The 24,710-nt window shown below is 70.3% G+C and carries 26 protein-coding genes and 1 tRNA gene; 15 read left to right on the top strand and 12 right to left on the bottom strand.

Going from position 1 to position 24,710, the window contains the following annotated elements:
• Window positions 1–41 precede the first annotated feature (41 nt).
• Window positions 42–719, bottom strand: coding sequence for a phosphate signaling complex protein PhoU (gene phoU / locus EER34_RS15240; protein WP_127476230.1), 678 nt, complete (start codon window positions 717–719; stop codon window positions 42–44).
• A 168-nt stretch (window positions 720–887) separates the two neighbouring features.
• On the opposite strand from phoU, the gene EER34_RS15235 reads away from it, so the two are divergent.
• Together EER34_RS15235 and EER34_RS15230 are read left to right on the top strand one after the other, a co-directional pair.
• The gene (locus EER34_RS15235) at window positions 888–2,105 is read left to right on the top strand and encodes a sensor histidine kinase (RefSeq protein ID WP_127476228.1); all 1,218 of its coding nucleotides are present in this window, start codon (window positions 888–890) and stop codon (window positions 2,103–2,105) included.
• A complete protein-coding gene (locus EER34_RS15230) occupies window positions 2,102–2,785 on the top strand; it encodes a response regulator transcription factor (protein ID WP_127476227.1) in 684 nt (227 codons plus the stop codon). The genes EER34_RS15235 and EER34_RS15230 overlap by 4 nt, the downstream gene beginning before the upstream one ends.
• Window positions 2,786–2,845: 60 nt before the next feature.
• Here the strand turns inward: EER34_RS15230 and EER34_RS15225 are convergent, their stop codons facing one another.
• Window positions 2,846–3,319, bottom strand: a complete 474-nt coding sequence (locus EER34_RS15225) for a DNA modification methylase (RefSeq protein ID WP_127476225.1) — start codon at window positions 3,317–3,319, stop codon at window positions 2,846–2,848.
• A gap of 146 nt (window positions 3,320–3,465) precedes the next feature.
• Between EER34_RS15225 and EER34_RS15220 the strand changes: the two genes are divergently transcribed.
• Together EER34_RS15220 and ispD are read left to right on the top strand one after the other, a co-directional pair.
• Window positions 3,466–3,948, top strand: a complete 483-nt coding sequence (locus EER34_RS15220; protein ID WP_127476223.1) for a CarD family transcriptional regulator — start codon at window positions 3,466–3,468, stop codon at window positions 3,946–3,948.
• 9 nt (window positions 3,949–3,957) lie between these two features.
• Entirely contained in the window at window positions 3,958–5,163 is a 1,206-nt protein-coding gene (ispD, locus tag EER34_RS15215) for a 2-C-methyl-D-erythritol 4-phosphate cytidylyltransferase (RefSeq protein WP_127476221.1), read from the top strand.
• Window positions 5,164–5,187: 24 nt separating this feature from the next.
• On the opposite strand, the gene EER34_RS15210 is transcribed toward ispD, so the two are convergent.
• Both EER34_RS15210 and EER34_RS15205 read right to left on the bottom strand, forming a co-directional pair.
• Window positions 5,188–5,655, bottom strand: coding sequence for a GNAT family N-acetyltransferase (locus EER34_RS15210; RefSeq protein ID WP_127476220.1), 468 nt, complete (start codon window positions 5,653–5,655; stop codon window positions 5,188–5,190).
• Window positions 5,656–5,697: 42 nt separating this feature from the next.
• Complete coding sequence (locus tag EER34_RS15205) at window positions 5,698–6,633, bottom strand: DMT family transporter (RefSeq protein WP_127476218.1); 936 nt, start codon at window positions 6,631–6,633, stop codon at window positions 5,698–5,700.
• 75 nt (window positions 6,634–6,708) lie between these two features.
• On the opposite strand from EER34_RS15205, the gene cysS reads away from it, so the two are divergent.
• From cysS to EER34_RS15190, 3 genes are all read left to right on the top strand, one after another.
• Window positions 6,709–8,175 (top strand): cysteine--tRNA ligase, encoded by a 1,467-nt coding sequence (gene cysS, locus EER34_RS15200; protein ID WP_127476216.1) that lies wholly within the window; start codon window positions 6,709–6,711, stop codon window positions 8,173–8,175.
• Window positions 8,176–8,214: 39 nt separating this feature from the next.
• Entirely contained in the window at window positions 8,215–9,204 is a 990-nt protein-coding gene (gene rlmB, locus EER34_RS15195; RefSeq protein ID WP_127476214.1) for a 23S rRNA (guanosine(2251)-2'-O)-methyltransferase RlmB, read from the top strand.
• Window positions 9,205–9,288: 84 nt separating this feature from the next.
• A complete protein-coding gene (locus EER34_RS15190) occupies window positions 9,289–9,930 on the top strand; it encodes an NAD(P)-dependent oxidoreductase (protein WP_127476212.1) in 642 nt (213 codons plus the stop codon).
• 51 nt (window positions 9,931–9,981) lie between these two features.
• Here EER34_RS15190 and EER34_RS15185 read toward each other — a convergent pair whose 3' ends face one another.
• Together EER34_RS15185 and EER34_RS15180 are read right to left on the bottom strand one after the other, a co-directional pair.
• Window positions 9,982–11,289, bottom strand: coding sequence for a DUF4032 domain-containing protein (locus EER34_RS15185; RefSeq protein WP_127476211.1), 1,308 nt, complete (start codon window positions 11,287–11,289; stop codon window positions 9,982–9,984).
• Between the two features lie 71 nt (window positions 11,290–11,360).
• Window positions 11,361–12,464 (bottom strand): ABC transporter ATP-binding protein, encoded by a 1,104-nt coding sequence (locus tag EER34_RS15180; protein ID WP_127476209.1) that lies wholly within the window; start codon window positions 12,462–12,464, stop codon window positions 11,361–11,363.
• A 222-nt stretch (window positions 12,465–12,686) separates the two neighbouring features.
• On the opposite strand from EER34_RS15180, the gene EER34_RS15175 reads away from it, so the two are divergent.
• The 3 genes from EER34_RS15175 to EER34_RS15165 all read left to right on the top strand — a co-directional run bounded on the left by EER34_RS15175 (window position 12,687) and on the right by EER34_RS15165 (window position 14,718).
• Window positions 12,687–13,643: a DsbA family protein gene (locus tag EER34_RS15175; RefSeq protein ID WP_127476208.1), complete on the top strand. Its 957-nt coding sequence runs from the start codon at window positions 12,687–12,689 to the stop codon at window positions 13,641–13,643.
• Window positions 13,644–13,686: 43 nt separating this feature from the next.
• Window positions 13,687–13,759 (top strand) — tRNA-Thr (locus EER34_RS15170).
• 2 nt (window positions 13,760–13,761) lie between these two features.
• Window positions 13,762–14,718 carry a DMT family transporter gene (locus EER34_RS15165; RefSeq protein ID WP_127476206.1) on the top strand — a complete coding sequence of 319 codons (957 nt, stop codon included), beginning with the start codon at window positions 13,762–13,764 and terminating at the stop codon, window positions 14,716–14,718.
• A 13-nt stretch (window positions 14,719–14,731) separates the two neighbouring features.
• Here the strand turns inward: EER34_RS15165 and EER34_RS15160 are convergent, their stop codons facing one another.
• Both EER34_RS15160 and msrB read right to left on the bottom strand, forming a co-directional pair.
• Complete coding sequence (locus EER34_RS15160; RefSeq protein WP_127476204.1) at window positions 14,732–15,286, bottom strand: nitroreductase family protein; 555 nt, start codon at window positions 15,284–15,286, stop codon at window positions 14,732–14,734.
• Window positions 15,283–15,690 (bottom strand): peptide-methionine (R)-S-oxide reductase MsrB, encoded by a 408-nt coding sequence (gene msrB / locus EER34_RS15155; protein ID WP_127476202.1) that lies wholly within the window; start codon window positions 15,688–15,690, stop codon window positions 15,283–15,285. The genes EER34_RS15160 and msrB overlap by 4 nt, the downstream gene beginning before the upstream one ends.
• 100 nt (window positions 15,691–15,790) lie before the next feature.
• On the opposite strand from msrB, the gene EER34_RS15150 reads away from it, so the two are divergent.
• The 5 genes from EER34_RS15150 to groL all read left to right on the top strand — a co-directional run bounded on the left by EER34_RS15150 (window position 15,791) and on the right by groL (window position 19,809).
• Entirely contained in the window at window positions 15,791–16,783 is a 993-nt protein-coding gene (locus tag EER34_RS15150) for a DUF2332 domain-containing protein (RefSeq protein ID WP_127476200.1), read from the top strand.
• A 10-nt stretch (window positions 16,784–16,793) separates the two neighbouring features.
• The gene (locus EER34_RS15145) at window positions 16,794–17,045 is read left to right on the top strand and encodes a DUF3263 domain-containing protein (protein WP_127476198.1); all 252 of its coding nucleotides are present in this window, start codon (window positions 16,794–16,796) and stop codon (window positions 17,043–17,045) included.
• Window positions 17,046–17,113: 68 nt separating this feature from the next.
• Window positions 17,114–17,683 carry a LytR C-terminal domain-containing protein gene (locus EER34_RS15140; RefSeq protein ID WP_127476196.1) on the top strand — a complete coding sequence of 190 codons (570 nt, stop codon included), beginning with the start codon at window positions 17,114–17,116 and terminating at the stop codon, window positions 17,681–17,683.
• Window positions 17,684–17,820: 137 nt separating this feature from the next.
• Entirely contained in the window at window positions 17,821–18,018 is a 198-nt protein-coding gene (locus EER34_RS15135) for a cold-shock protein (RefSeq protein WP_127476195.1), read from the top strand.
• A 171-nt stretch (window positions 18,019–18,189) separates the two neighbouring features.
• Window positions 18,190–19,809 carry a chaperonin GroEL gene (groL, locus tag EER34_RS15130; protein WP_127476193.1) on the top strand — a complete coding sequence of 540 codons (1,620 nt, stop codon included), beginning with the start codon at window positions 18,190–18,192 and terminating at the stop codon, window positions 19,807–19,809.
• A 90-nt stretch (window positions 19,810–19,899) separates the two neighbouring features.
• On the opposite strand, the gene EER34_RS15125 is transcribed toward groL, so the two are convergent.
• The 4 genes from EER34_RS15125 to EER34_RS15110 all read right to left on the bottom strand — a co-directional run bounded on the left by EER34_RS15125 (window position 19,900) and on the right by EER34_RS15110 (window position 24,695).
• The gene (locus EER34_RS15125; RefSeq protein ID WP_127476191.1) at window positions 19,900–20,187 is read right to left on the bottom strand and encodes a WXG100 family type VII secretion target; all 288 of its coding nucleotides are present in this window, start codon (window positions 20,185–20,187) and stop codon (window positions 19,900–19,902) included.
• A 140-nt stretch (window positions 20,188–20,327) separates the two neighbouring features.
• Window positions 20,328–22,007, bottom strand: coding sequence for a sensor histidine kinase (locus EER34_RS15120; protein ID WP_127476190.1), 1,680 nt, complete (start codon window positions 22,005–22,007; stop codon window positions 20,328–20,330).
• Window positions 22,008–22,103: 96 nt separating this feature from the next.
• The gene (locus EER34_RS15115) at window positions 22,104–22,796 is read right to left on the bottom strand and encodes a response regulator transcription factor (protein ID WP_127476188.1); all 693 of its coding nucleotides are present in this window, start codon (window positions 22,794–22,796) and stop codon (window positions 22,104–22,106) included.
• A gap of 258 nt (window positions 22,797–23,054) precedes the next feature.
• A complete protein-coding gene (locus EER34_RS15110; RefSeq protein WP_127476186.1) occupies window positions 23,055–24,695 on the bottom strand; it encodes a DNA repair helicase XPB in 1,641 nt (546 codons plus the stop codon).
• Window positions 24,696–24,710 lie beyond the last annotated feature (15 nt).

Raw genomic sequence — 24,710 nt, 5'->3', positions numbered from 1 at the left:
GATGCCTCCCCGAGGCATCCGCTCTCCTTCGTTCGTGGGCGCTACGACTGCGTGATGATGTCCAGCGCGTCGGTCGACGGCGTCCAGTCGCCCGTCGACAGGTAGGCGACCTTCTTCGCGACCGAGACCGCGTGGTCGGCGAAGCGCTCGTGATAGCGGCTGGCGAGCGTCGCGTCGACGGTCGCCGAGGCCTCACCCTGCCAGCTGTCGCTGAGCACCTTCTCGAAGACCGAGACGTGCAGGTCGTCGATCTCGTCGTCGGCGTTGCGGATGGACTCCGTGACGGCGAGGTCCTGCGTGCGCAGCAGTTCGGTGAGCTGTCGCGCCACCTCGACGTCGAGCTCGCCCATCTTGGTGAACGTGGACTTCAGGCCCTTGGGGATCGCCCTCTCCGGGAAGCGCATGCGCGTGAGCTGGGCGATGTGCTCGGCGATGTCGCCCATGCGCTCCAGCGACGCGCTCATGCGCAGGGCGCTCACCACGATGCGCAGATCGCGCGCGACCGGCTGCTGGCGGGCGAGGATCTCGATCGCGAGCTCGTCGAGCGCGACCGCCTTCTCGTCGATCACGGCGTCCGCCTCGATGACCTCCTCGGCCAGCGCGACGTCGCTGGTGCTGAACGCCCGCGTGGCCTTGTCGATCGCCACCGTCACGAGCTCGGCGATCTCGACGAGACGACCCTGGACGTCCTCGAGCGACTGATGGAAGACTTCGCGCATTCCGACGCACCTTTCCTGATCCGGGCAGGCATCCGCCACCGCGACCCTGGCGATTGTCGCCAGCGAAGGTTAACGGACGGTGCCGCCGCGGTGAATAGTACCCGGCGGTCCTCGCGGACTCCCCGCCCTGGTCGGTCCCCGCCGCTCGCGGCCCTCTACGCTGGTGCCATGGATACGACGCAGCTCGCGCTGCTCGCCCTCCTCACCGGAATCGTCATCGGGGGCTCGATCTCCGCGGTCGTCGCGACCTCGCTGCGTGCGCGGGACCGCGCACGGACGGAGACGTCGCTCGCGATTCCCGAGGGAGTGCGCGAGGTGCTGCACGGGATGGATGACGCGGCCGTCGTCGTCGACGCCTCGTTCACCGTGCTCGCCGCGTCTGCTGCCGCGGGCCCGTTCCACTTCGTCGAGGGCCGGTCGGTGCCCGACGACCAGCTGCGGGGGGTCGCCCGCGCAGCGCGCTCCGAGACCGCTCCCGCCACCGAGACCATGCGCCTGCGACGCGGCGCACCACCCGCCGAGCCGCGCCTGGTCGTCGTGCGGGCCACACGCATCTCGCCGCGGCTCACGCTCCTCGTGCTCCGCGACATCACCGAACGCGAGCGCGTGGAGCAGATGCGCCGCGACTTCGTCGCCAATACGAGTCACGAGCTGAAGACTCCGGTGGGCGCCGTGAGCCTGCTCGCCGAGGCCATCGAGTCCGCCGCCGACGATCCGCCGCAGGTGCGCATCTTCACGGCCCGGCTGACGGCCGAGGCCAACCGGCTCGCCCTGCTCACGTCGCGGATCATGAACCTGTCGCGCCTGCAGGCGTCGGACGAGCTGACCGAGGACCGAGACGTGTCGGTCGACGAGGTCGTCGCCGCGGCCCTCGACGCGCACGCGATCCAGGCGGACTCCGCCGGCGTCGAGGTGGTCAGGGGCGGCAAGCGCGGGCTCTACGTCCGCGGCGACGCCCAAGTGCTCAGCGAGGCCGTCGGCAATCTCATCTCCAACGCCATCGCGTATTCGCCGAAGGGGTCGAGCGTCGGCGTCGGCGTGAAGCTCGTGGAGGGCGTCGTCGAGATCGCCGTCACCGATCGCGGCATCGGCATCGCGGAGGGCGATCAGGACCGCGTGTTCGAGCGCTTCTACCGCGCCGACCCGGCACGCGCGCGCCGCACCGGCGGCAGCGGCCTGGGCCTGTCGATCGTCAAGCACGCCGTGCAGCGTCACGGCGGCGAGGTCCGGCTGTGGTCGCGTCCGGGCCGCGGGTCGACGTTCACGATCCGGCTCCCCGAGATCCCCGCACCCGTCGAGGACCACGCTCCCAAGCGCGGCCGCAAGAAGAAGCGCGCGACGGCGGAAGCCTCCCGACCCATCCCCACGAACGGAGAACCCGTATGACCCGCGTCCTGATCGTGGAGGACGAGCCCGACCTCGCCGACCCGCTGGCCTACCTGCTGCGCCGCGAAGGGTACGAGGTCGAGATCGCCGAAGACGGCCCCGCAGCGCTCGCGGCGTTCCGTGAGCGCGGTGCCGACATCGTCCTGCTCGACCTCATGCTGCCCGGGATGCCGGGGACCGAGGTGTGCCGGCAGATCCGCACCACCTCGACCGTGCCCATCATCATGCTGACCGCCAAGGACTCCGAGGTCGACATCGTCGTGGGGCTCGAGCTCGGAGCCGACGACTATGTCACGAAGCCGTACTCGGCCCGCGAGCTGCTCGCCCGCATGCGCGCCGTGCTGCGCCGCTTCTCGCAGGTCGACTCCGACCTCGACGACCGCGTGCTCGAAGGGGGCCGTGTCGTGCTCGACATCGACCGCCACACGGTCGCGGTCGCAGGGGGCGAGATCAGCATGCCCCTGAAGGAATTCGAGCTCCTCGAGGTGCTCATGCGCAACGCCGGCCGTGTGCTGACCCGCGGGCAGCTCATCGACCGCGTGTGGGGGAGCGACTACTTCGGCGACACGAAGACGCTCGACGTGCACATCAAGCGCATCCGCTCGCGCATCGAGGAGAACCCCAGCGCGCCCGAGATGCTCGTCACCGTGCGGGGGCTCGGGTACCGCTTCGAGGGCTGAGCCGCCTCGGCGCGAAGAAGCCCGCCTCCGCGATGCGCGGGGCGGGCTTCTCGTCGAGGGTCAGGGCACCAGTGGTGCGAGGTACGGCAGCTCGCCGTCGAGGACGGGCACCGACGTGAGCGTGCCGTCGCCGTCACCGGACTGGAAGTAGCCGGGGATGTCGGCGCCGGCCGGGGTGTCGAGGTTCTGGACGAGGATCGGGTCTTCGCCGTCGGCGCCGAGGCTGATCGTCGTGTTCGCCGGCACCCGTACCGTCAGCGGGATCGTGGACGACCCCTCGCCGAGCTCGATGCGCAGGGTGTGGGACTCGTCGGTCTGGTTCACGATGGCGGCGACGAAGTTGCCCTCGGAGCCGTCTTCGTTGGCCACGATGAACGCGTTGCGGACATCGAGCGGGCCGGCGTCGTAGACGTTCACGCCCTCGGCCGCGGAGTACTCGATCGTCGTCGCCTGCGGCGAGATCATGGCGCAACCGGTCGTGCCGAGGGCCAGCGCGGCTCCGACGGCGATCGATGCGATGAGGCGCGAGTTCACAGATCCTCCCAGGACGGATGACGGCTTCCTCAGCATTCTATGGGTTCGCCGTCACCGCCGCAGTGCGCTGTCCCGGGCCCCGGGGCGGAGAACCTTAGCGTATGTCGCCTGTGGTATCCTGGAGGTTGCCGAAAGGACATAACTCCATGCTTTTTGAGGTTGGCGAGACGGTCGTTTACCCCCACCACGGCGCGGCAACGATCATCGAGGTCAAAGACCGGATCATCAAGGGCGAGACCAAGAAGTACCTGAAGCTCAACGTCACGCAGGGAGACCTCATCATCGAGGTCCCCGCTGAGAACGTCGACCTGGTCGGCGTCCGCGACGTGATCGGCAAAGAGGGTCTCGACAAGGTCTTCGAGGTGCTGCGCGCCCCCTTCACGGAGGAGCCGACGAACTGGTCCCGCCGCTACAAGGCGAACCTCGAGAAGCTCGCCTCGGGCGATGTGATCAAGGTGAGCGAGGTCGTGCGCGACCTCTGGCGCCGCGATCAGGACCGCGGGCTCTCGGCCGGTGAGAAGCGGATGCTCGCCAAGGCGAAGCAGATCCTCATCTCGGAGCTCGCGCTCGCAGAGAAGACCGACGAGGAGAAGGCCAGCGTCATCCTCGACGAGGTTCTCGCAAGCTAGATTCATCGGGTGACCATCGCACCCGTACCCCGCGTCGGCATCATCGTCGTTGCGGCAGGCTCCGGCACGCGCCTCGGAGCCGGCGCCCCGAAGGGGTTCGTCGGCATCGACGAGCACACGATCCTGCGCCACGCGCTCGAGCGCGTGTTCGCCGGACCGTACGCGCAGGTCGTGGTCGTGGCCCCTGCGGGCCGCGAGGGCGACGCGCTGAGCGAGGCGCTCGACGCGTCGGGTGACCGCCGCGACGTCGTGACGATCGTCGTCGGCGGTGCGACCCGGCAGGAGTCCGTGCAGGCGGGCCTCTCCGCGCTGTGGGGCGACGTCGAGATCGTTCTCGTGCACGACGCGGCGCGGGCGCTCACCCCTCCCGAAGTCTTCGAGCGGGTCGTGGCCGCGATCGACTCCGGCCGTGCCGGAGTCGTGCCGGTGCTGCCGGTAGTCGACACGATCAAGCGTGTCGACGGCCCGCGGATCGTCGGCGCCGTCGACCGCTCCGAGCTGTCGGCGGCGCAGACTCCGCAGGGCTTCCGGCGAGACGTCCTCGACGCGGCCTACCGCACGGCGACGGGCGAATTCACCGACGACGCCGCACTCGTCGCAGACGCCGGACACGAGATCGAGGCGGTGGAGGGGCATCCGCTCGCCTTCAAGATCACCACCGCGGCAGACCTCGACCGCGCCCGTTCCCTCGTCGCGGAGCGGCCGATCCTGCCCGCCTCCGCAGGGCTCGAGCACCCCGTCGCGATCCCACGGGTCGGGCTCGGCACCGACGTGCACGCCTTCGGCGGCGACGGCACCCTGTGGCTCGCCGGTCTCGAATGGCCCGGCGAGCGGGCGCTGTCGGGACATTCCGATGGAGACGCGGTCGCCCACGCGATCGTCGACGCGCTGCTGGCCGCAGCCGGACTCGGCGACATCGGGACCCACTTCGGCACCGACCACCCCGAGTACGCGGGCGCGCACGCCGACGTCTTCCTGGCACGCACGCTGGGCCTCCTCGGCGAGGCGGGCTGGCGGGTCGGCAACGTGTCGGTGCAGGTGCAGGCCAACCGGCCGCGCTTCGCCGCACGCCGCGGCGAGGCCGAGGCGGCGCTGTCGGCAGCGCTCGGCGGCGCGCCGGTGTCGGTGTCGGCGACGACGACCGACGGTCTCGGCTTCACCGGGCGGAGCGAGGGCGTCGCCGCGTTCGCGGTCGCGCTCGTCGTACGCGCCTGACACGCCCGGCCCAGCCGGATCGGATCAGAGCGCGCGCGTCATGAAGATCGAGAACGGGTCGAGCACGTAGCCCTCGAACGGGCCGCACACCGTGAACCCCTCGCTCTCGTAAAGGCGCTGCGCGGGCAGGAAGTCGTCGGTGCTGCCCGTCTCGAGCCACAGGCTGGTCATGCCCCGTCCGCGAGCGTCGGCCATGATGTGACGCAGCAGCGCCCGGCCGACGCCGAAACCGCGGAACCGGTCGTCCACGCGCATCGACTTCAGCTCGCCGCGCGAGCCGTCGATCTCCTTGAGCGCGCCGATGCCGGCGAGATCGTCGCCGATCCACGCCGACCAGAACGAGACGGTCGGGTCCTGCAGGGCCTCGGCGTCGAGGGCGTGGACGCTCTCAGGCGGAGAGGTGTCGTGCATGCCCTCGAGGTGGAACGCGATGAGACGCCGCGTGGGGGCGCCGCGGAGGTCGTCCGGCCGGATCTGGATGGTCGCTTCCATGTCTCAGCCAGTGTGCCACCCGCGCGTTGCGTGCAGGTTTCGTCACGCCTCGATCGCGTACGGCTTCGGGTCGCGAGCCGAGCGCGAGCCCCACGCGAGCAGCGCGAGGCCGCCGGCGAGCACCACGAGGCCGACGATCGCCAGTGCCGACAGCCGCTCGTCGAGCACGGTGATACCCAGGATGCTGGCGGTCAGCGGCTCGCCGAGCGTCAGCGTCGCCGCGGTCGCCGCCGTGAGCCCGCTGAGGCCCCAGGTGAACAGCACGTAGGCGACCGAGATCGTCGCGAGGCCCAGCCAGAGGGCCATGACGAGCCCGCTCGTGGTGCCGAGCCAGGCGAGGTCCACGAACGGCACGGCGAAGGCGCACAGGACGGCGGAGCTCGCGCCCATCGCGCCCACGACGGTGAACGGGTCCCAGCCCTCGTCGAGCAGGCGTCGCTGGGCGTTGGCGATCACTGCGAACGAGGCGCCCGCGCCGATCGAGCCGAGGAGGCCGACCGGGTCCGTGCCGCCTGCGCCACCCGCCTCGCCGCCGAGTCCGAGCAGCACCACGCCGAGGGTCGCCAGCGCCGTCGCTCCCATCCAGGTGGGGGTGGGAATCCGTCGCGTGAGCGCCCATTCGAGGAGTCCGGCGAGGATCGGAGCGGACCCGAGCGCGACGACGGTTCCGACGGCGACGCCGTTGAGCGACGTGCCGAGGAAGAACAGGGGCTGGTAGATCGCGAGGCATGCGCCGGTCAGCACCATGAGCGACATCGGGCGGATCCCCGGACGTGGGGGAGCCGCGGCATCGACCGGGCGGCGGCGGGCGTGGCGGGCGGCCAGGAGGAACGCGATCACCGCGAGCCCGGTGCCGCCGATCACCATGCGCATGACGCCGATCGACAGGGGAGTGGTGCCCTCTGGGCCGAGCGCCTGCGACGTGCCGGTCGTGCCGAACAGGACGGCGGCGGCGAGGACGGCGAGGACGTGGAGCACCCTCCAGTTGTACCGGGAATCCGCAGGGTGCCGTCACACCCCGGTCGCACAGGTGGCCGCCGGTAGGCTGGTGCGGTGACGGTTCAGCTCTACGACAGCAAGGCGCAGGCCCTGCGCGACTTCGTACCCGTCGAACCCGGAAACGTGACCGTGTACGTCTGTGGTCCGACGGTGCAGTCCGGACCCCACATCGGTCACCTCCGGGGTGCCCTCAGCTTCGACATCCTCCGCCGCTGGCTCGCCCACCGCTTCGGTCGCGTGACGTTCGTGCGCAACGTCACCGACATCGACGACAAGGTCCTCGCGAACGCCCTCGACGGCGAGCCGTGGTGGGCCCTGGCCTACCGCATGGAGCTCGAGTTCACGCGGGCCTACGCCGCGATCGGCATCCTTCCCCCCACATACGAACCGCGCGCGACCGCGTCGATCCCGCAGATGCAGGAGCTGATCGAGCGCCTCATCGCCGCCGGGCACGCCTACACCGCGCCGGCCGGCTCGGATGCCGCGGGCGACGTGTACTTCGATGTGCGGTCATGGCCGCAGTACGGCGAGCTGACCCGCCAGAGCCTCGACGCGATGGAGCCGGCGGCCGACGCAGACCCGCGCGGCAAGCGCGACCCGCGTGACTTCGCGCTGTGGAAGGGCACCAAGCCCGACGAGCCGTCCTCGGCGACCTGGGAGTCTCCGTGGGGTCCGGGACGCCCGGGCTGGCACATCGAGTGCTCGGCGATGTCGCGGCGCTACCTCGGCGCCGAGTTCGACATCCACGGTGGTGGCCTCGATCTGCGCTTCCCCCACCATGAGAACGAGCTCGCCCAGTCCACCGCGGCCGGCGACGGCTTCGCGCGGTACTGGATGCACAACGGCCTTGTCACCGTCGCGGGCCAGAAGATGTCGAAGTCGCTGTTCAACTTCGTGCTCGCCGCGGACGCGCTGCGCGATCGAGATCCGCTCGTGGTGCGCTACGCGCTCGCCGCGGCGCACTACCGCTCGAGCCTCGACGTGTCCGACAAGGGCTTCGATGAGGCGGAGGCCGCGGTCGACCGCATCCGCACGTTCCTGCAGCGCACCGTGCGCACCCTCCAGAGCGGCGACGACCTGCGCATCGACGGTGCCGTCCCCGCGCGGTTCGCCGCAGCTATGGACGACGACCTCGGCGTGCCGCAGGCGCTCGCCGTGATCCATGAGACCGTGCGCGAGGGCAACTCCGCCCTCGACGCGGGCGACCGCGACGCCGTCGTCTCGGCGTTCGCCGATGTGGCCGTCATGACAGGTCTCCTCGGGATCGACCCCCTCGACCCTCACTGGACGTCGACGGATGCCTCGGCCGAGGCATCCGCTCTCGACGCCCTCGTGCAGACGATGCTGGTCCAGCGCGCCGACGCGCGGGCCGCGAAGGACTGGGCGGCGGCCGACAGCATCCGCGACGCGATCGCGGCGGCCGGCATCGCCCTCGAAGACGGGCCGGACGGCACGCACTGGAGTCTCGTCGGCGCCGAGCCCGGCGCACCGGTGGCCCGCGAAACGTTCGGCTCGCACTAGCGAGCCTGCCGGGCGGAGCCCGGCCGGAAAGGAAATCTCATGGCAAAGCCAGGACGCCCCGGCGCCGCTAAGGGCGGCAAGAAGCCCACGAAGGGCACCGGCGGCAAGAACAAGCGCTCCCTCGAAGGTCGCGGACCGACCCCCAAGGCCGAGGACCGCGCGTGGCACCCCGCCGGCAAGCGCAAGGCCGCCGCTGAGCGGTATGCCGCGGCCGGCGGCAAGGGCCGGCCCCCGGGGTCGACCCAGAACCGCGCTCCGCGGGCGAAGAAGGAAGACGACACCGAGACGGTCACCGGCCGCAACTCGGTGCTCGAGGCCCTGCGCGCAAAGATCCCGGCGACGGCGTTCTACATCGCCCAGCGCGTGGAGATGGACGACCGCGTCAAGGAGATGCTGTCGATCGCCACGCACCGCGACATCCCCGTGCTCGAGGTCACCCGGCCCGAGCTGGACCGCATGGCCGGCTTCGACGGCGTGCACCAGGGCGTCGCGCTCAAGGTGCCGCCGTACGAGTACGCCCACCCGCAGGACCTGCTCGAGAACGTGATCGAGTCGGGCGAGACGCCGCTGTTCGTCGCCCTCGACGGGATCACCGACCCCCGCAACCTCGGCGCGATCATCCGCTCCACCGCTGCCTTCGGCGGGCACGCCGTGATCGTGCCGCAGCGCCGGTCGGCGAGCGTCAACTCCGCGGCGTGGAAGACCAGCGCCGGCGCGGCGGCCCGCATCCCCGTGGCGATCGCGGCGAATCTGACGTCGATGCTCAAGGAGTTCAAGAAGCAGGGCGTGTTCATCCTCGGGCTCGCCGGCGGCGGCGATGTGTCGCTCCCCACGCTCGAGCTCGCCGACCGTCCCGTCGTCATCGTCGTCGGGTCCGAGGGCAAGGGCCTCTCCCGCCTGGTGACCGAGACCTGCGACCAGATCGTGTCGATCCCGATCTCGGGCGCGACGGAGTCGCTCAACGCGGGGATCGCGGCATCCGTCGCGCTCTACCAGGTCGCGACAGTCCGCGCCCAGAAGGACAGCTGACCGGATGCCGTCATCCGGCGCATTCATGGGAATGAATCGCCGACGGCCCGACTTGGGCCTGACGTATCCGTCGAAAGGGAGACCATGGCACGTATCGCCGTCATCGGAGGAACCGGCTACGCCGGCAGCAACATCGTCGCCGAGGCGGTGAGCCGCGGCCACACGGTGGTCTCGGTGGCACGGTCGGTTCCGGCCGAGCGGGTCGAGGGCGCGACGTACGTCGAGGGCACCCTCCTCGATGTGCCCGGCCTCGTCGCCGAGCTCGAAGGCGTCGACGTCGTGGTCTCCACCGTCCCGGCCCGCGGCGACATGCTCGGAAACGTCCGGGGCAACGTCGCCGAATTGGCGGCCGAGCTCCCGTCGACCGTGCGGATCGGCGTCGTCGGCGGCGCCGGCGGCAGCCTCGTCGCGCCCGGTGGCGAGCGCCTGGTCGACCAGCCGTCGTTCACCGAGGAGTACAAGCCCGAGGCGCTCGAGGCCATCGGCATCCTCGACGACCTGCGGGCCGGACCGGCGTCGCGGGACTGGTTCTACGTCCATCCGGCGGGCGGTTTCGGCGTGTGGAACCCGGGGGAGCGCACCGGCTCCTATCGCGACGGCGGCGACGTCCTCGTCACCGACGACAAGGGCGACTCGTACATCTCCGGCCCCGACCTCGCGGTCGCGATCGTCGACGAGATCGAGGAGCCCAAGCACTCGCGCGAGCGCTTCACCGTCGGCTACTGACCTGTGCGAAGGCGCGTCCCCGACATGGTCAGGGACGCGCCTTCGCCGTCGTCAGACCAGGTCGCGCCAGTCGATGTCGTCGTCCTCGTCGTCGATGACGGGCTGGCTCGCGGTGATGATCGACAGCGAGACCGTCTCGGTCGGCGGACCCATCAGCGTCGCCTCGTCCCGCCGGTGTCGGAGCACCTCGTCGATGTAGCTGGTGAGCACCTCGGCGAGGGGCACCGATCGCCCGCGCGCCTGCGACATGTACCAGCGGTGCTCGAGCACCTGGTGGAACACCTCGGCGGGCTCGAGCTTGGCGCGGAGATCCCACGGGATGGCCTTCACCACGGGCTCGAACACGCGGGTCAGCCACTCGTGCGCGGCCATCTCCTCGTCGTCGCCCAGACGCGAGATGCGCACCCGGAACTCGTCGAGGTCGTTGAGGAGCCGTCGGGCCTGGTTCTCCTCGACGTCGAGGCCCGTGAGCCTGATGAGCCGGCGCTGGTGGTGTCCGGCGTCGACGACCTTGGGCTGGATCGAGACGCGCGTGCCGTCCGCGGTCGTCAGGATCGACATCTCGCCGATGTCGAAGCCGAGATCGTTGAGGCGCTGCACACGCTCCGTGAGGCGCCACGCCTCGTCGACGCCGAACGACTCCTTGTCGGTGAGGGCCGCCCACAGCGAGTGGTACGACGACACGATGCCGTCGGCGATCGCGATCGCGTCGACGCCGCCCTCGAGTCGTCCGCCGGCCTCGAGGTCCATGATCTCGCCGGCGATGTTCGTGCGCGCCACGTCGAGGTCGTGCGCGCGCTGTCCCGGCGTGAGGCCCGTCTCGTGCAGCTCGCCGGTCTCGGCGTCGACGAGGTACGCCGCGAAGGCACCGGCGTCACGTCGGAAAAGGGTGTTCGACAGCGACACGTCGCCCCAGAAGAACCCCACGTTGTGCAGCCGCACCAGGAGAGCGGCGAGCGCGTCGACGAGACGCGTGGCGGTGTCGGGGCGCAGCACCTGCGTGAAGAGCGCCCGGTAGGGGAGTGAGAACTTGAGGTGCGCCGTCACCAGAGCCGCCGGAAGCGGGTCGCCCGCGGCATCCGTTCGCCCGGCGATGACCGCGACCCGCTGCACGCACGGGACGTCCAGGCGATCGAGGTTGCCGAGCATGTCGTACTCTCGCCGGGCCATCTGCTCGGTCGTCTCCTTGATGGCGACCACGCGGCCCGAGAGGTTGGCGAACCTGACCAGATGGCGCGAGATGCCCTTGGGCAGGTAGACGATGTTGCTCGACGGCCAGTCCGCGAGCGTCGTCGACCACGGCAGCGTCAGCAGGCCGGGATCGACGCTGCTGGCGGTGATGCTCAGCGAATCCGGCATGGCAACCCCCTGGAGATGCGCAACGGCGCGGGGGGAATCCTCCCACCCGCGCCGTTGCGACCGAAAACCGATTACGCCGAGGCGATGGCCCTGTCGGTGAGGCGGTCGCCCGACTCGACGTCGAAGACGTGCACGTGTCCGGGCACGGGGGCCAGGGTCACGGTCTCGCCGGCGTTCGGGTGACGACGCCCGTCGACGCGCGCGACGATGTCGGTGCGCTTGCCGTTGACGTCGGTGTGGCCGTACAGGTAGCCGTCGGCGCCGAGCTCCTCGACGAGGTCGACGATGACCGAGAGGCCCTTGCCGTCCTCGGGCGCGACCACGATGTCTTCGGGACGGACGCCGATGGTGACCTCGCTGCCGTGCGCCCGGGCCAGCGTGTCGGCCTCGATGCCCACGACCTTGTCGCCGAACTCGATGCCGCCCTCGGCGAGGTGGGCCGGGAACAGGTTCATGGCGGGCGAGCCGATGAAGCCGGCCACGAAGACGTTCTTCGGGGTCTCGTACAGGTCGCGCGGGGTTCCGACCTGCTGGAGGAGGCCGTCCTTGAGCACCGCGATGCGGTCGCCCATCGTGAGCGCCTCGGTCTGGTCGTGCGTGACGTAGACCGTGGTGACGCCGAGGCGGCGCTGCAGCGACGCGATCTGGGTGCGCGTCTGGACGCGGAGCTTGGCGTCGAGGTTCGACAGGGGCTCGTCCATGAGGAAGACCTGGGGCTGACGCACGATGGCGCGGCCCATGGCGACACGCTGTCGCTGGCCGCCCGAGAGTGCCTTCGGCTTGCGCGTGAGGTAGTCCTCGAGGTCGAGGAGCTTCGCGGCCTCGAGGACGCGCGCGGCGCGCTCCTCCTTGCCGATGCCGGCGATCTTCAGGGCGAAGCCCATGTTCTCGGCGACGGTCATGTGCGGGTACAGCGCGTAGTTCTGGAAGACCATCGCGATGTCGCGGTCCTTCGGCGGGACGTCGGTGACGTCGCGGTCGCCGATGAGGATGCGGCCGGAGTTGACCTCTTCGAGGCCGGCCAGCATGCGCAGCGACGTGGACTTGCCACAGCCGGAGGGGCCGACGAGGACCAGGAACTCGCCATCGGCGACGTCGAGGTCGAGCTTGTCGACAGCGGGGCGCGTGCCCCCGGGGTACAGACGAGTTGCGTTGTCAAACGTGACGGACGCCATGTTCTCTTCTCCTTCACCGGCAGGTACGTGCCGGACGATCCGTAGTGATGGAATGAGCGGGGGCTTCCCGCACGCCCTTCTTCGGGCGCGACTCCAGTATGACACGGCGCGCGTGGAGGCTCCGTCTGGGCATTTCCCAGGGTCGCTGGCTAGCATCGTCAACGGCCCATTCCCCCGGAGGGCCATGCCGATTCCCGGCCCGCTTCCGTCCCGAGAGGTTCCATGTCGAGCGACGAGTCACCGAACGCCGCTGCTGCCAGCGAGCGGCGTGACGCCGTGCGCGAGAAGGCGCAGCAGGTGCAGGCCCGCCAGTCGCGTGCTCGCGTGATCCGCGCCACGACGATCTCGGCCATCGTCGTCGCCGTCGTCGCGGTCGCCGCGGTCGTGGTGACCTGGGCCGTCTCGTCCGCCGCGTCGAAGCCGACGCTCAGCCCGGCCAACATCGAGGACGACGGGTTCGTCATCTCCAGTGTCACCGGCACCGGGCTCAGTTCCGACGACCCGTCGAACACGGGCACCCTCGAAGGCACCGCGTCGCCGACGCCGACGCCGACTCCGACCGTCGAGCCCACGCCGTCTGCGACGCCGACCGAGCAGCCCGACGTCGACATCCGCGTCTACGTCGACTACCTGTCGACCGGATCGCGCGACTTCCAGGTGGCGAACGTGCAGCAGCTGTCGAAGTGGGTCAGCGAGGACGCCGCCACCCTCACGTACTACCCGGTCGCCATGCTGACGTCGAAGTCCAACGGAACGAAGTACTCGCTCCGGGCCGCGGGCGCGGCCGCCTGTGTCGCCACGCACTCCCCGGACTACTTCTTCGCGTTCAACAACACGCTTCTCACGCAGCAGCCCGACGTCGACTCCGACGGCTACACCGACAGCGAGCTGGCCGCGATGGCCATCGCCTCCGGTGCCGAGGGGGCGAAGGTGGTTCGCTCGTGCATCGAGGACCAGGCGTTCACGTCGTGGGCCAAGACCGCGACCGAACGGGCGCTCGGCGGACTCCCCGACACCGACGACGTGGCGCTCACCGGAACGCCCATGGTGCTCGTGAACGGCACCCCCTACGTCGGCGCCTTGGACGATCCCAAGGAGTTCGCGCAGTTCGTCCTCACGGTCGCGAGCGACGCGTACTACGACGAGACTCCGACTCCGACTCCGACCCCCACGCCCTAGTCGCGCGGACCCCTCCCCGGCTCGCCGGTAGAATGGCTTCTCTGCCGGCTTGGCGCAATTGGTAGCGCACCTAACTTGTAATTAGGGGGTTACGGGTTCAAGTCCCGTAGCCGGCTCGATGACCGCCACTCCCTCGCGCCCTCGCATGCCCGTCTGGATCGCGCTCGGCGTCGCCGCGGCGATCGGCATGATGACCGCGGTGCAGGCGCGGGTGAACGGGCAGCTCGGCATCCGCCTCGACGACGGCTTCGTCGCGGCTGCGGTCTCGTTCGGATCGGGCCTCGCGATCGTCGGCGTCCTGTCGGCGGTCCTGCCCTCAGGGCGCGCGGGCTTCGGCCGGCTGCTCTCCGGTGTGCGCAGCGGGGGGATCCCCTGGTGGATGCTCGCCGGCGGCGCCGCCGGTGCGCTGACCGTCGCCACACAGGGCCTCGCTGTCGGACTCATCGGCGTCTCGCTGTTCACGGTGGGGATCGTCGCCGGGCAGACGGTGAGCGGCCTGCTCCTCGATCGCGTGGGCTTCGGGCCCGCGGGCGTCGTCGCCGTCACGGTGCCGCGTCTGATCGGCGGCGCGCTCGCCCTGGCCGCGGTGGGGCTCGCGCTGGTGGGCGACGGTCTGAGCGGCGTGCCGATGTGGATGCTCGTGCTCCCGCTCCTGGCCGGCATCGCGATCGCATGGCAGCAGGCGACGAACGGCCGTCTTCGACAGCGGGTGGGGACGCCCCTGACTGCGACGCTGGTGAACTTCACCGGCGGCACGATCCTCCTGGTCGCCGCGGCGGCGATCCACATCGCGTTCGCCGGCGCGCCCGCCGCGTTCCCGACGGAGGCCTGGCTCTACGTCGGCGGTGCGCTCGGCGTCGTCTACATCTTCCTGTCGGCGGCGATCGTGCAGTACACCGGCGTCCTGCTGCTCGGCCTCGGGACGGTCGTCGGCCAGCTGCTGATGTCGGTCGTGCTCGACGCGCTCTGGCCGGCGCCCGCGAGCCCCGGATTCGGGCAGGAGCTCGCGATGGTCACCGTCGCAATGGCGTCCGTGGTGGTGGCGGCGATCCCGTGGCGGCGGCGCGGCCGCTGACGCGCGACGCCCCTCAGTCCTGCTTCTTGGCCCGCGGCATCCGCGAGACGTGCCTGCGCGCCTCGACGCCCTTGCGTCGCCCGGGACGGGAGCGCACGGGCTTGCCGCCGACGTACAGCCAGCCGAGGAGCTCTTCGTTCTTCTCGAGACCGTGCGCCTTGGCGACGGGTTTGGAACGCGTGTAGCGGCCCGTGCGCCAGATGACGCCCCAGCCGGCCTCGTCGAGGAGCAGGCTGAGCACGTGAGCGACGCCGGACGCGACGGCCTCCTGCTCCCAGCGCGGCACCTTCTCGCTCTTGCGATAGCTCGCCACCACCGCGATCAGCAGAGGTGCGCGCATCGGCTTCGACGACGGGCTCTTGTCGCCCTCGGCCTTCGCGATCGCCTGCGCAAGTCGCTCGCGATCGGCGCCGCGCAGCTCGATGAGCCGCCAGGGTCGCAGCGACGAGTGGTCTGCCACGCGCCCGGCGGCGGAGACGAGCGTGAGGAGCTCGATGTGCGTGGGTGCCTCATCGGTCACCTTCGACCACGAGCGGCGCGCGCGCACCGCCTCCAGCGCACCGGTCACGCGGACTCTTCGGGCGTGAAGTTCAGGGAGATCGAGTTCATGCAGTAGCGGTCGCCCGTGGGGGTGCCGAACCCGTCGGGGAAGACGTGTCCGAGGTGCGAGCCGCAGTTCGCGCAGCGGACCTCGGTGCGCACCATGCCGTGGCTGGAGTCCTCGATGAGCTCGACGGCCTCGGGGCGGATGGACTCGTAGAAGCTCGGCCAGCCGCAGTGGGAGTCGAACTTCGTCCCGCTCTTGAACAGCTCGGAGCCGCACGCCGCGCACGTGTACAGGCCGGCGCGGCTCTCGTCGAGCAGCTCGCCGGTCCACGCACGCTCGGTGCCGGCCTGGCGCAGCACCGCGTACTGCTCCGGGGAGAGCTCCTCGCGCCACTGGTCGTCGCTCTTGTCGACGGTGTACGTCATGACTCCTCCGTGCCTTTGTGCGTGTGGGTCCCCTCCATTCAACCCCAGTCCGACGACCGCCGCTCCGCGAGGGCTGGGCGTTGCCCGCGAGAATGGGGGCATGGGACCGGATGCCGCAGCCGCCGTCGCCGAGCGCTTCGCACGCTTCGCGCGCGATGAGGCGCCCGGGCGCTCCGACCTCTACGCCGACTGGGCGGCGGGCGTGGCTGCGGACGCGGACGTGGCCGCGATCCTGGCCCGCATCCCCGAGACGCGGAGGCAGCCTCCCCTCGTCTTCGCCGTCAGCCGCATGCTCGGCGCGCCCGAGGCGCCGTTCGCGGCATGGTCGGAGTGGATGGCCGCGCACGCCGACGAGGTGGTGGCCGAGGCATCCCGCCGGAGTCTGCAGACCAACGAGCCGCAGCGGTGCGCCGCTCTCCTTCCGGCGCTGAGCACGGTGGACGGTCCGATCGCCCTCCTCGAGCTCGGCGCGAGTGCGGGCCTGTGCCTCTTCCCCGACCGGTACTCGTACCGATTCCGCGGCGGTCCCCAGCTCGACCCGGCGACGGGCCCGTCGCGCGTGGTGCTCGCCTGCGACGTGACCGGCGACCCGCCGCTGAGACTGCCCGACGTGGTGTGGCGCGCGGGGGTCGACCTCGCGCCCCTCGACCCGGGCGACCCCGACGACCGTCGCTTCCTCACAGCCCTCGTGTGGCCGGGGGAGCGCGGGCGCGCCGCACGCATCGAGGCAGCGCTCGACATCGCCGCCGCCGACCCGCCCGTGATGATCGCGGGCGACGCCTCCGATCCCGCGGTGCTGCGGGCGGCGGCCGACCTCGCGCCGGCGGACGCCACCCTCGTCGTGACCACGCCCGGTGTGCTTCCGCACATCCCCCGGGCGGGGCGCGAGCGACTCATCGCGGCCGTGCGCGAGCTCGACGCCGTCTGGATCTCGATCGATCCGCCGGGGCTCCACAAAGCGTGGGATCCGCCCGTCGATCCGGAGACCTGGGGCGGATTCGTCCTCGGTCGCGACGGCGTGCCCCTGGCCGCTGTCGACCCGCTCGGCGGCTCCGTGGAGTGGCGCGCCGGCGGGCCGTCCTTTCGCGGCTAGCGTGGGGGCCGTGCCCCTCTCCGACCGCGATCTCGCCATCCTCGCCTTCGAGGGGGAGTGGCGGCGTCACGCCGGAGCCAAGGAGGAGGCGATCCGCGCCGACCTCGGGCTCTCGCCCGCCCGCTATTACCAGCTGCTCGGCCGTCTGATCGACACTGCCGATGCCCAGGCCCACGATCCGATGCTGGTCAAGCGGCTCCGCCGGCTCCGCGACGCCCGTGCTCTGGCGCGCGTCGGCCATGCGGCGGGAGACCTGCACTGATGCGTCCGATGCCGGCTGTCCCGCCCGTCTGCGCGGGCTCACACGGCCTCTCCCGGTAGCATCGTCAGGTGCCGAAAACGACCTTCCCCCGGGATCGCTTCGACGATCTTCCGGACGCGGACCGCGTCGGCGCCCACCGAGCCGAGAACCCCCGGATGCGCGGCTGGGTCGTGCTGCTGTGGGCCGCCCTCGCGACGATCGTGCTGATCGCAGTGGGCATCTTCGGCACGCTCCTGGCCTCGGGTCGCATCGAGCTCTTCCCGACTCCGGCGCCCACTGCCGCGCCCACCGCCGAGGTGACCCCGGTCCTCGACACGTCGTACCAGGTCGTCATCCTCAACGCGACGCCGGAGCAGGGACTCGCGACGCAGATGAAGGATGTCGTCGTGGCGGCCGGCTGGCCCGACAGCGGCGTGCTGCCCAGCGACGCGAGCGCCGACGACTTCGCCGAGACGACCGTCTACTACCTCGCCCCCGAGGACCAGGCGGCGGCCGCGGGTCTCGCCGACGTGATCGGCGGCGCGCGCATCGAGCAGAGCGACGTCTATCAGCCCGCCGACCCCTCGACCAGACAGCTCACCGTCGTGATCGGGCTCGACCGCACGGCGGCCGGTCAGACCTCGACGCCGACTCCCTGAACGCCGGGCGCGGGGCGAGTGTTTCGCGCCGGTAAACACTTCTATTCCACCGTGTCAACAAGTCCCGGAGAGGACGCCTGGCGGTAGCGCGCCGTGCATACGATGATGCCTGTCGCACCAGCTACAGGAGATTCGCAATGACTCAGGGCACCGTCAAGTGGTTCAACGCCGAGAAGGGCTTCGGCTTCATCACGGCGGAAGGGCAGGACGTCTTCGTCCACTACTCGAACATCGACATGTCGGGCTTCCGCGTGCTCGAGGAAGGCCAGACGGTCGAGTTCACCGTCGGCACCGGCCAGAAGGGCCCGCAGGCCGAGTCGGTGCGCGTCGTCTGACCGCAGACGCCCGCACGTTCGGGGAACGGGATGCCGCGGCATCCCGTTTCTGCGTGTTGCGGCACCCTTCGCGGCGGCTTGCACTCCCTAGGGGGGAGTGCCAGAATGGATTAGCACTCCGGTTTGTCGAGTGCTAATCCATACGCCCCGTCCTGGGAGGACGAAACACACATGGCAAAGATCATCGCTTTCGATGAGGAGGCCCGCCGCGGCCTCGAGCGCGGCCTGAACATCCTGGCCGACGCCGTCAAGGTGACGCTTGGCCCCCGCGGTCGCAACGTCGTGCTCGAGAAGAAGTGGGGCGCTCCCACCATCACGAACGACGGCGTCTCCATCGCCAAGGAGATCGAGCTCGACGACCCGTACGAGAAGATCGGCGCGGAGCTCGTCAAGGAGGTCGCCAAGAAGACCGACGACGTCGCGGGCGACGGCACCACCACGTCGGTCGTGCTCGCTCAGGCGCTCGTGCGCGAGGGCCTGCGCAACGTCGCGGCCGGCGCCGACCCCATCTCGCTCAAGAAGGGCATCGAGAAGGCCGTCGCGGCCATCACGACCCAGCTGCTCGCCGACGCCAAGGAGGTCGAGACCAAGGAGGAGATCGCCGCCACGGCTTCCATCTCCGCCGGCGACCCCGAGATCGGCGCGCTGATCGCCGAGGCGATCGACAAGGTCGGCAAGGAGGGCGTCGTCACCGTCGAGGAGTCGCAGACCTTCGGCACCGAGCTCGAGCTCACCGAGGGCATGCGCTTCGACAAGGGTTACATCAACCCCTACTTCGTCACGGACCCGGAGCGCCAGGAGGCCGTCTTCGAGGACCCGTACATCCTCATCGCGAACCAGAAGATCTCGAACATCAAGGACCTTCTGCCGATCGTCGACAAGGTGATCCAGGACGGCAAGGAGCTCCTGATCATCGCCGAGGACGTCGAGGGCGAAGCCCTCGCGACCCTGGTGCTGAACAAGATCCGCGGCATCTTCAAGTCGGTCGCCGTCAAGGCTCCGGGCTTCGGCGACCGCCGCAAGGCTCAGCTGCAGGACATCGCGATCCTCACGGGTGGCCAGGTCATCACCGAGGAAGTCGGTCTCAAGCTCGAGAACGCCACCCTCGACCTGCTCGGCCGTGCCCGCAAGGTCATCATCACGAAGGACGAGACCACGATCATCGAGGGTGCCGGCGACGCCGGCCAGCTCGAGGGTCGCGTGACCCAGATCCGTCGCGAGATCGAGAACACCGACAGCGACTACGACCGCGAGAAGCTCCAGGAGCGTCTCGCCAAGCTCGCCGGCGGCGTCGCCGTCATCAAGGCGGGTGCGGCGACCGAGGTCGAGCTCAAGGAGCGCAAGCACCGCATCGAGGACGCCGTCCGCAACGCGAAGGCGGCCGTCGAGGAGGGCATCGTCCCCGGTGGTGGCGTCGCGCTCATCCAGGCAGGCAAGGTCGCGTTCGAGAACCTCGAGCTCACGGGCGACGAGGCGACGGGTGCGAACATCGTGCGCGTCGCGATCGAGGCTCCGCTCAAGCAGATCGCCCTCAACGCGGGCCTCGAGCCCGGCGTGGTCGCGAACAAGGTCGCCGAGCTCCCCTCGGGCCAGGGCCTCAACGCCGCCACGGGCGAGTACGTCGACATGCTGGCCGCCGGCATCAACGACCCGGTGAAGGTCACGCGCTCGGCGCTGCAGAACGCAGCCTCGATCGCCGGTCTGTTCCTCACCACCGAGGCCGTCGTCGCCGACAAGCCCGAGAAGGTCTCGGCTCCGGCCGGCGACCCGACGGGTGGCATGGACTTCTGATCCGGAAGCCCAGCCCGCGCAACGCGTAGCTGAAACGAAGGGCCCCTCCTCCGGGAGGGGCCCTTCGTCATTCCGGGGGCGGACGCCGGATCAGCGGAACAGGCTCGTCGTGGCGAGCTCGGCTTCTGCATACTGACGCCCGGCGGCGGCGAGGGCGATGTTGATCCCCGCGAGCGATTCCTCGACCTGGCGCTGGGTCGCCCGCCACTGGTCGACGACCGTGTGGAACGCGATCGACGCCGAGCCGGTCCACGAGGACTGCAGCTGCGTGAGCTGCGTCATCATCGCGTTGGACTCGGCCTGGAGCCGCTCGATCGTGCCCCGCACGGCGGTGGTGGTGGCGAGGACCGCATCGCTGTCGACGGAGAAGACGGCCATGATTGCTCCCTTCGTCGGGGCGACCGGATGCCGCGCCCGCGTGTGTCCGCCACGCTACGAGCCGTGCCGGCCCGCTCCCGGGCTGCGTCGCTCGGCGGTGGACTGGTCGCCCGGTGCGCAGTGCTGGGGAGGAGCGGTGGTCAGTCGGAATCGAGCCGGAGCCGCTCGATGGGCTGCGTCGCGATCTGCAGGTGCTCCGCTGCATCCCGAGACTCCGCGAGGGGGAACGACACCCGGAAGGTCGCACCGCCGCCGGGGGTGTCGGTGACCCCCACCGAGCCGTGAAGGGCCTCGACGATCGATGCCACGATCGACAGCCCCAGGCCGGAACCGCCGGTCTCGCGGGTGCGGGAGGTGTCTGCCCTCCAGAAGCGCTGGAAGATCTTGTCCTTGATCTGGTCGGGGACGCCCTCACCGTGGTCCACGATCTCGACCCACCCCATCGCCGCAGCCGCGTCGACGCCCACGCGGAGTTCGAGAGGGGAGTCCTCTGCGGTGAACCGCCGGGCGTTGCCGATCAGGTTCGTCACCACCTGGCGGACGCGGTTCTCGTCGCCGAGCACGACGGGGACGAGCTCGCCGGCTGCGGGAAGCGCCTCCGCGACGGGTGCGATCGGCGGCAGCTCGCGCGCGCCCGTCGCGCTGGTCGCCGGCACCGGCTTGGGTCGCCGGCGCAGCAGCGACAGCGTCGCACCTGCTCTGGTGAGCGCCGTGGGCGTCGGCCGGCGCTTCTCGGGCACGTCGTCGGCGGGCTCGTCGGGCGAGGGAGGCGCGACCTGATCCTCCGCGGTGGTGTCGATCACGGTCACGGGCCGCTGCGGCGCCGACGCACGCAGGTCGAGCGCGGCATCCCTCGCGATCGGACGGAGGTCGACGGGGGCGATGACCACGTCGCGACGCTCGTCGAGTCGCGCCAGGGCCAGCAGGTCCTCCACGAGGACGCCCATCCGGATCGCCTCCTTCTCGATGCGCTCCATCGACTGTGTGACGTCCTCGTCGCCCCGGATGGCGCCCATCCGGTACAGCTCGGCATACCCGCGCACGGTCACGAGCGGCGTGCGCAGCTCATGGCTCGCGTCGCCGATGAAGCGCCGCATCTGGCGCACCGTCGCGTCACGCTGAGAGAGGGCGGCGTCCACGCGATCGAGCATCGCGTTGATCGCGACCTTGAGGCGCCCCACCTCCGTCTTCGTGGGCTCGATGTCGGTCATCCGGAGGCTGAAGTCGCCGCCGGCGATCGCGTCGGCGGTCGTCTCGACCTGCCCGAGGCTGCGGAACGTGAGGGTCACCAGCCATCGGGTGGCGACGGCGCCGATGATCAGCGTGATGATGGCGAGCACCGTGTAGATGCCGAGGAAGGTCGCGACGACCTGGTTGACGGGAGCGACGGGCATCGCGACGAGCTGCGGCAGGAAGACCCCGCCCGGCACCTCCAGCGGGGCGACGCTGGCGCGGAAGCGCGCGCCGCTCTCGGCATCCGTCAGCTCGAAGGCGGCCTGCCCCTCGGTGTACGCCTTCTCGAGCGGGAACTCGAGCGGGAAATCGGGGGCGGGCTCACCGCCGCCGGCCGAGATGATGAAGGCGCCCGGCTGCGCGGACTGGTAGAGCGCGACGTGATACTCGCTCGGCGGCACATCGGGCTTCTGGGAGGCCGTCACCACGCCGTCGACGATCTCGATGTCGAACATCGTCGCCCCGATCTCGGTGGCGGCCACCTGCTCGACCGTGCTGTTGAGGTTCGCGATGAGGGCGTTGCGGAGGAACAGCGTCGCGCCGGCGCCGGTGGCGACCAGTCCGAGCGCGAGCACGGCGACCGTCACCCCGGTGACCTTCGCGCGCAGGCTGGTGCCGCGCCACCACCGGGTGATCGCGTCCGTCTTGTGCGCCAGAGCGGCTCCCTCGACTCGTCCCGCGGGCTACGCGGACTTGCCCGCCTTCAGCATGTAGCCGAAGCCGCGCTTGGTCTGGATGAGCGGCTCGCTCGAGTGCGGGTCGATCTTGCGGCGAAGGTAGGAGATGTAGCTCTCGACGATGCCCGCGTCGCCGTTGAAGTCGTACTCCCACACGTGGTCGAGGATCTGCGCCTTCGACAGCACCCGGTTCGGGTTGAGCATGAGGTAGCGGAGGAGCTTGAACTCGGTCGGACTGAGGTCGATGCTCGCCTCGCCGACCTGGACGTCATGGGTGTCCTGGTCCATCGTCAGCTCGCCCGCGCGGATCATCGACTCCTCGTCGGCCTGCATCGTGCGCCGCAGGATCGCCTGGATTCGAGCGACGATCTCATCGAGGCTGAACGGCTTGGTGACGTAGTCGTCGCCGCCGGCGTTCAGCCCGGTGATCTTGTCCTCGGTCTCGTCCTTCGCCGTCAGGAACAGGATCGGCGCGGTGTAGCCGGCGCCGCGGAGGCGCTTCGTCACGCTGAACCCGTTCATGTCGGGCAGCATCACGTCGAGGATGATGAGGTCAGGTTCCTCTTCGAGCACGGCGGAGATCGTCTGGGCGCCGTTGGACACGGCCTTCACCTGGAACCCCGCGAAGCGGAGGCTCGTGATGAGCAGGTCGCGGATGTTCGGCTCGTCGTCCACGACGAGGATGCGAGGTGCAGTCATGCCCTCATTATGGCGATGGATGCGTTGCGCTGTCTGGATATCACCCGGAGAGGCGTAGACGCGCCCTGTCAGGCGCTGATGCAGTCGCGCACTTCCTCGTCGACGACAACCCCGGCGAGGCGGCTCGGCGCATCGCCGCGTTTCTCGCGGACTGAGCGGCGGGCGCGCCTAGCCGAGAGTGCACGAACGACGACCGGACGGCCGGGGAGCTGTCGTTCGTGCACGCTCGGCATGGAGCGGGGTCGCCCACCGGCGCGATCAGGCGGCGATGCCGTCGGCGTCGAGGATCGTGTAGGCGTATCCCTGCTCGGCGAGGAATCGCTGGCGGTTCTGCGCGAAGTCCTGGTCGACCGTGTCGCGGGCGATGAGCGTGTAGAAGCTCGCGGTGTTGCCGGACTCCTTGGGCCGAAGCAGGCGGCCGAGCCGCTGCGCCTCCTCCTGGCGCGAGCCGAACGATCCCGAGACCTGGATGGCGACGGATGCCTCGGGCAGGTCGATCGAGAAGTTCGCGACCTTCGACACGACGAGCAGCGAGATCTCGCCGACGCGGAACGCCTGGTAGAGCTGCTCGCGCTCGTCGACGGGCGTCGCGCCCGTGATCTTCGGGGCGTCGAGCGCCTCGGCGAGCACATCGATCTGGTCGAGGTACTGGCCGATCACGAGGATGCGCTCGCCGGCGTGGCGTTCGACGAGCCTCCGCACGACCCCGATCTTGGCCGGTGCGGTGGCGGCGAGGCGGTAGCGCTCGTCGTCGGCGGCGGCGGCGTACTCCAGGCGGTCGCCTGCGGGCAGGTCGACGCGCACTTCATAGCAGACGGCGGGCGAGATGAAGCCCTGGGCCTCGATCTCCTTCCAGGGGGCGTCGAAGCGCTTGGGGCCGATGAGGCTGAACACGTCGCCCTCGCGGCCGTCCTCGCGCACGAGCGTCGCCGTCAGACCGAGGCGTCGTCGCGCCTGCAGGTCGGCGGTGAGCTTGAAGACGGGAGCGGGGAGAAGGTGCACCTCGTCGTAGACGATGAGACCCCAGTCCAGGGCGTCGAGCAGCGCGAGGTGCGCGTACTCGCCCTTCCGCTTCGCCGTGAGGATCTGGTACGTCGCGATGGTGACCGGCTTGATCTCTTTGGACTGCCCCGAGTACTCGCCGATCTCCTCGGGCGTGAGCGACGTGCGCTTGAGCAGCTCGTCGCGCCACTGCCGTGCGCTCACCGTGTTCGTCACGAGGATCAGCGTCGTCGTCTTGGTCGCCGCCATCGCTCCCGCGCCGACGAGCGTCTTGCCCGCGCCGCAGGGGAGCACGACGACGCCCGAGCCCCCGTCGGTGAAGATGTCGACCGCCTGGCGCTGGTAGGGACGCAGGTTCCAGCCGTCCTCCGCGAGATCGATCGGATGCGGCGTCCCCGGCGTGTAGCCCGCGAGATCCTCGGCGGGCCATCCGATCTTGAGGAGCTCCTGCTTGATGTGGCCCCGCGCCCACGCGTCGATCACGAATGTGTCGGGCGAGGGGCGGCCGATGAGCAGCGGCTGGATGCGCTTGTTCTTCGACACTTCGGCGAGGACCGCGGCATCCGTCGACCGCAGCACCAGCTCGCCCTCAGCGGTGCGCTCGATCACGAGGCGTCCGTACCGCCCGACGGTCTCGGTGATGTCGATCGACACCGAGGGAGGCACCGGGAAGCGCGTCCAGCGGTCGAGGGTCGCGAGCATGTCGGAGGCGTCGTGGCCGGCCGCGCGGGCGTTCCACAGTCCGAGCCGGGTGATCCGGTAGGTGTGGATGTGCTCGGGGGCGCGTTCGAGCTCGGCGAAGATCGCGAGCTCGTGCCGGGCGCTCTCGGCGTCGGGATGCGCGACTTCGAGCAGTACGGTGCGATCGCTCTGGACGATAAGGGGGCCGTCAGCCATAACGTGCCAGTCTAC

Origin of the sequence: Microbacterium sulfonylureivorans, from assembly GCF_003999995.1 — a bacterium.
Taxonomy (GTDB): Bacteria; Actinomycetota; Actinomycetes; order Actinomycetales; family Microbacteriaceae; genus Microbacterium; species Microbacterium sulfonylureivorans.
The sequence above is the reverse complement of the archived record's forward strand: the minus strand, read 5'-3'. Positions and strand labels throughout refer to the sequence as shown.